At 37.0% G+C, this 6,199-nt stretch carries 5 protein-coding genes and 1 pseudogene; 5 read left to right on the top strand and 1 reads right to left on the bottom strand.

All coding sequences use genetic code 11. The features are described from left to right. From F6K54_RS38395 to F6K54_RS38375, 5 genes and pseudogenes are all read left to right on the top strand, one after another. Positions 1-222: pseudogene (locus F6K54_RS38395) on the top strand (hypothetical protein); the annotation flags it as partial. A gap of 291 nt (positions 223-513) precedes the next feature. Then, positions 514-1,497: a M48 family metalloprotease gene (locus F6K54_RS38390; protein WP_293089349.1), complete on the top strand. Its 984-nt coding sequence runs from the start codon at positions 514-516 to the stop codon at positions 1,495-1,497. Between the two features lie 76 nt (positions 1,498-1,573). Then, positions 1,574-2,197, top strand: coding sequence for an IS607 family transposase (locus tag F6K54_RS38385; protein ID WP_293089351.1), 624 nt, complete (start codon positions 1,574-1,576; stop codon positions 2,195-2,197). A gap of 76 nt (positions 2,198-2,273) precedes the next feature. Beyond that, positions 2,274-3,407 (top strand): RNA-guided endonuclease TnpB family protein, encoded by a 1,134-nt coding sequence (locus F6K54_RS38380; RefSeq protein WP_293089347.1) that lies wholly within the window; start codon positions 2,274-2,276, stop codon positions 3,405-3,407. A gap of 318 nt (positions 3,408-3,725) precedes the next feature. After that, positions 3,726-4,151 (top strand): DUF4359 domain-containing protein, encoded by a 426-nt coding sequence (locus tag F6K54_RS38375; RefSeq protein WP_293089345.1) that lies wholly within the window; start codon positions 3,726-3,728, stop codon positions 4,149-4,151. A gap of 485 nt (positions 4,152-4,636) precedes the next feature. Here F6K54_RS38375 and F6K54_RS38370 read toward each other — a convergent pair whose 3' ends face one another. Continuing rightward, positions 4,637-5,188 (bottom strand): hypothetical protein, encoded by a 552-nt coding sequence (locus F6K54_RS38370; RefSeq protein ID WP_293089343.1) that lies wholly within the window; start codon positions 5,186-5,188, stop codon positions 4,637-4,639. Positions 5,189-6,199: the final 1,011 nt, after the last annotated feature.

The following is a 6,199-nucleotide window of genomic DNA, read 5'->3' as shown; positions in this document are numbered from 1 at the left end:
CCTCCAACAGAATTGGAAGCTGTAGTGTCAGTCAAGCACAGCGGTCATAACCATTATGGTTATGAGTTATATATTTCAGGTCCTTGCCAAATCGTCTATCGACCTTATAAACCAGCAGATTGTGGCGCTCATCTGTGGATTAATACTTATCATCCAGTGCAATTTATAGATACTAAATCGAATCCAGCCACCGCAAGGCAATCTAGCAAACAAATTTTCTAGTCTGGTTTCAAAAGCACTATATCATCACCAAAAAATATTTATTCGCTCAGAGCAGCTCAACTGACAATAACTTCAGCAGGCTTTGTGATGTTTGTTTGTCGGAAATCGTCACAGTATTAAGGTAGAAAATTTTGATTTTCCTAATTGTTGAACTCCCCACACTTCTCACACTTCTCACACTCCCGTACTCCCCTAGTACTTCCCTCCTGACTCCTAACTCGGTGAGGAGGTGACTCCTAAAGTATTAAAATTAATATCATACACTAATTCAGCAACGCCAAAAATTCTATCATGCCTACCTATACTGGAATTTCTAGTGAAGCTTTTCGCCATCCCTTGGACCGAGAAGCGGAAAATGCTTTACGCAGCGTGCCTGGGTTTGACTTGATTGCCAGCAAATTTGTAGAATTTGTTTACGAACGTCCACAATATGTTTATTTAATGGGAAATAGTATTCAAGTTGGGCCTCGTCAATCTGCTAGTATCTATCAGATATTTCGGGGATGCGTTAGAGATTTAGATATACTCCCGGAACCTACCTTATTTGTATCTCAAAATCCTCAAGTAAATAGCTATTCTTTGGGCAAAGAACAACCTTTAATTGTCCTAAATACTGGTCTTTTGGACTTATTAAATGAGACAGAATTAAAGACTGTACTAGCTCACGAATTAGGACATATTAAGTGTGGCCACCCAACTTTAAACCAGATGGCAATTTGGGCAATGAGTATAGCTTCTATGATTGGGGAAATAACATTTGGTTTAGGTAATGTAGTTAGTAGTGGATTGATTTATGCTTTCTATGAGTGGCGACGTAAAGCTGAGTTATCAGCAGACCGGGCGGCTCTATTAGTGATGGATGACCTAAATTTAGTCATGCAAACTATGATGAAATTGGCTGGGGTAAGTAGTAAGTATGCCAATGAATGTAGTTTACAAGAGTTTATTCGTCAGTCCGATCGTTATCAAGACCTAGACCAAGATGGCCTAAATCAAATGTATAAATTCTTGCTTTATAATGGTGGTCAGGGTGTAATGTTGAGTCATCCTTTCCCTGTGGAAAGGCTACGGTATTTACAAAATTGGGCAAATTCTTCAGAATATCGTCAAATTCGTGCTGGTAACTACAAAAGAGCTGGTGCTGAGGGTGCTGTTGAGGTTGAAGTAGAGTCTCCAAAAAATGAATCTGAAGAGTTGCGCCGTCAAATTCAGGAGTTGCAAGAGGAAATTAATCGAATTAAGGGTGTCAAGCAGTTTGGTAATTTCTACCCATAGCTAGACATATCTTACGGATTGTCCATATAATTAAGTGAAGTCAGAAGAGTAACTAATTATGGACAATCAAGAAGATATGACTATTAGCATTGGTGATGCTGCAAGTGAGTTAGGTGTTTCTGTCAAAACTGTAAGACGTTGGGCAGATGCTGGGAAGATACGCTACGAACGAAGCCCAAGCGGACATAGAAGATTTTTTATATCTGACATAAAGCGATTATCACTACATAACCCTAATGGTTTAGATTCTCGTGTAACTATTAACTATGCTCGCGTTAGTAGCCATGACCAAAAGAATGACTTGCAACGACAGATACAAGTCTTAGAGGCTTTTAGTGCATCTAAAGGCTGGAAGTTTGAAACAGTCTCAGACCTAGGTTCGGGATTGAATTACAACAACAAAGGACTTAAAAAGTTGCTCAAGCGTATTATGCAAGGCGATGTAGGCAGACTTGTCCTAACTCATAAGGATAGGTTGCTGAGATTTGGTTCAGAACTGGTATTCGCAATGTGCGAAGAGTTTGAAACAGAAGTAGTCATAATCAACAAGTCTCACGAGGAAATTAGCTTTGAGCAAGAGCTTGTGACAGACATGATTGAGTTAATAACTGTTTTTTCTGCTAGATTGTACGGTTCTCGTAGTTGCAAAAACAAGAACCTGATTGACAATATGAGCAAAGCTGTACAAAATTCCCAATAAATCTACCCATATCCTTGACAATTGGGTAGGTATGGGGATATAGTAGAGAAGTAACTAAAACATTGGAGGTCGAACGATGTTGCTTTCCATAAAAGTAGAGTTAAAGCCAAACAACAAACAAGTTACGCAGTTCAGAAAAGCTTGCGGTGTAGCGCGTCATGCTTATAACTGGGCAAACGCATTAATCAAGGATGTTTTAGTAGAACGTGAAACCGATAAAACAGTTAAAGTACCATCTGCTATTGATTTACATAAAAAGTTAGTGGCTGAGGTTAAATCTGTTAATAATTGGTATTACGAAACTAACAAAAATGTTCCGCAGCAAGCTGTAAAAGAATTGCGTACTGCTTGGGATAGATACTGGAAAAAAGTTGCCAAACAACCCAGATTTAAGAAAAAAGGTTGTAGAGATAGTTTTTATTTAGAAGCTGGTAGTAAAGCGTCCCCTAAAATCAAAAATGATGGGAAGCGAATTAAATTACCATCTATTGGTTGGGTAAGATTAGCCGAACCTTTACCCAGCTCGGCTACTCATAATTGCGTAATCTCCAGAACTGCCGATAAGTGGTTTATAGCTATTAAATACGAGCTGGAAAAACCAAGCATTAAAGCTGATAGACCTAGTGTCGGTGTTGATATCGGAATCAAAGAGTTAGCTGTTTGCAGTAACGGCACAGTATTCAAAAACCCGAAAGCTTACAGAAAAATGAGTAAGCGTATGAAGCATTTACAACGTTCTGTGAGCAAAAAACAGAAAGGTTCCTGCAATCGCAAAAAAGCAGTATCTAAACTAGCCAAGTTGCACGCACGGATAGCTAATATTCGTAAAGATGCTATCCACAAATTAACTACCTATCTTGCTAAAAACCACAGCATTGTAAAGATAGAAGATTTATCAATCAAGGCATTTCTTAAGAATCATAAATTAGCGGGTGCAATTGCTGATTGTGGGATGTATGAGTTTAAGCGTCAACTAGAATATAAAACCGAGAAATTCTCAAGCAAATTGGTGCTTGTAGATAGAATGTTTCCTAGCTCTCAGATTTGTTCTAACTGCGGTAATCATCGTCATAAGATGCCACTGAAAGAGCGCGTTTATATCTGTCCTGATTGCGGTCACGCAGAAGATAGAGATTTAAACGCAAGTAAGAATATAGAACGATGGTTTGAAGGAATATTCCCATACGACTCTACCTACGTCAAACGGTAAGCTCTACCGAGATTGCCTGCGGAGTGGACAAACCTCTTAGGAGTCATTCTAAGACCACGTTGAAACAGGAAGTTAACGCCAAAACTACCTATGTCCAGTTAAGTCTAGATTTAGGTAGCTTTGGGTAAGTTTAATAGAGCGAAAATTAAAAATATACTCTAATCCTTAAATTTATCCGGAAACTAGCTTGTACCCAGATGTAGTTAATAGTATAAATATGTACAAATATTTTTTGCCATTTGTGAGAAATATTAGTCTACTATTTTCTGTATCTAAAACTATACAAAATCATCTAAAATTTAGCAGGTATTTATAATTATGTTACAAGATAAGAATAAGAACGGTTATAGCAAAGCACCTCTATTTTGGGGTCTAAGTAAAGCAGGAGCGATCGCTCTGACAGTAACAGCGACAGTTATGGGATTTACTAATCCTCCTAGAAGTGAATATATTAATTATGCTTCTAATAAATTGGAAACTGAGATTAGAGAATCTGCTTGTAAAGAATCTAAGATGCCAGACTTTTTGAGTGATTTTACAGGTGATTTAGTTAAAAGTTGTGAAAAGCTAATTAAGAGTCAAAGAACTACGATTAAAGAATTAATGGATAATGCAACCAAACGTCAAAATGTAATATTATTCAGTCTTTATACTACTGAATTTCGTGGTAATAGATATCAGACTATTGGTGCAGTAGGTAATTTTCTGACGTTTCCACCAGAGAAAATCGATAAAAGTCAATAATCATATCATGTCCGGTTGAATAATTAGACAATGGTTGTCCGAAGGCAGGAGGCAGGAGGCAGGAGGCAGAAGGTTTTCTCAAGAGTGTCAACTTAATTTTATGCACAAACGATGCTACCGGACATGATATCAGGAGTTAGGGAGGAGTATTAAACCCATAAAGAAAAAGATAAAATTCATCTTACATCTAGCAACCTTTGTAGGGACTTTATATGAAAGATTCCTACATTCTTTTTCAGACATATTTAGGGCTTGCTGATTAAATCTAAAAGTATTTACAGATAAAAGTTTCAGCCTTATTAAATTGAAAAAAAGTACCATATTTTCGGCTAATAAGGCTCAAAAAGTTAGTATTTGTGGATACAGTTGGGCAGAAAAATTAAGGGATAATTCTTACTCCTGCCTCCTCGCTCCCATACCCATTTCTCCTGTCTCCTGTCTCCTGTCTCCTCCCCCCACTAAAATATTTTTTCAGCAAACCCTATTTATATCATTTTGGATTCTAACAAGTTTATGTATAAACGCTGAAAAGGTGATTTAACTTTCTCTAAATGTTCAATATTCAGTATGTTTAATAGCATCACCGTGCTACTTTCATAAATTGAATAATCAATTTTACCAATAATTTGATAACCTAGTTTTTCAAAAAAAGGAACCAAGTATATTTCAGCATCTATAAAATCAAATTTGATTCCATCTAACAACAATTGTTTATAGTATGCTTGCATTATTCTCAAACCTATTAGGGTTCCTCTCAGATAACTTTTAAGCATAAATCTCCCACCAATTGATGTAGATAAGAGATGTACATCTCCTACTGTTTCACTCATTTTATAAAGCTTTGGATAATAGTCTAAATCTAAATTTTTAGCATAATTGCATCGAGCAGCGCCAACTAATTCATGATTATTAAAAGCTACAAATAAATTAGCAGGCAAGTCTAATGGATCTTCTACTTTTTTTTGCTGGTGGTTTGGTTCGTAGTTTGCACAATTTTCCAACCATCCTAGTTCTTCTACATAGATTTGATAGCGCAATTTGAAAATTTATTCTCTTTCTTCAGGAGTCCTAGCTAATCTGATTTCTAACATAATGAGAGATACTCTTTAAATTATTTGTAGTCATATCAATGTCTCCTTAAAAATTAAGTGCTTGCTGTTCCACCTAATAACTCTAAAAACTTTTCTGAAAAGGTTTATTAATCTTATTCAGATGTCTATTAAGAGCCAGATAAAAAAGCGAATTGCTGATATTTGATACCATTTATCAAAAACTTTTCTACATTTTGTTGAGCAGGGAACCCACCCCTCGCCCCTCCCCCTCCCAGGAGGGGAAATAGGGGAGTGGGGGAGTGGGGGAGAAGCAAACATAAGAATAATTAACATTAACTTAGTTTAAATTAGCAAAAAAGTGATTTTACTTGTGCTGATTAGTTGATAACTGAAGTACTGCCCAAGTATAGCAATAATGCATGGGAATTGGTATGACTACTAACTAATTAGGGTTTGCGCTCAAAAGTCTTTTAGTAGGGTTAGGAGACAGGAGACAGGAGAAATGGGAATTACATAGGATGTAGTTGGAACAATTGTCCCTGAATTTTTCTGCCCAACTCTTGCACAAAATGCTAACTTTTTGAGCTATCTTGACCGAAAAGTTGGCACTTTTTTCAACCTACAGCGGTTTTCATTTGGGTAAACCACAGTAAGGACGTTCCATGGAAGGTCCCTACAAAGTTTTGCTTGTGAAGATGTGGTTCATCAATTTGAAAAGCGCTGTAAGAAGGCTGAAACTTTTATATGTCAATGCTTTGATATTTAGGGCTTGCTGAAAAAGTCTTATGGGTGAAGGTAGGAGACAGGAGACAGGAGACAGGAGACAGGAGACAGGATAAATGGGAATTTGGAGGAGGTAGAAGTAAGAATTTTCCCAAGATTGTTCTGCCCAACTCTTGAGCAAAATCCTGAATTTTTGAACCATTACCACCTAAAACCTCGCACTTTTTCCAGATCTAAAATTGCTCAAACCAATATCAGTCAATAAGCGCGATA

The organism is Okeania sp. SIO3B5 (assembly GCF_010692555.1).
Lineage (GTDB): Bacteria > Cyanobacteriota > Cyanobacteriia > Cyanobacteriales > Microcoleaceae > Okeania.
This window is presented reverse-complemented; position numbering and strand designations above follow the sequence as displayed.

Coding starts and splice junctions, on each gene's coding strand:
- F6K54_RS38390 (WP_293089349.1), top strand. CDS start 514: ATGCCTACCTATACTGGAATTTCTAGTGAAGCTTTTCGCCATCCCTTG.
- F6K54_RS38385 (WP_293089351.1), top strand. CDS start 1,574: ATGACTATTAGCATTGGTGATGCTGCAAGTGAGTTAGGTGTTTCTGTC.
- F6K54_RS38380 (WP_293089347.1), top strand. CDS start 2,274: ATGTTGCTTTCCATAAAAGTAGAGTTAAAGCCAAACAACAAACAAGTT.
- F6K54_RS38375 (WP_293089345.1), top strand. CDS start 3,726: ATGTTACAAGATAAGAATAAGAACGGTTATAGCAAAGCACCTCTATTT.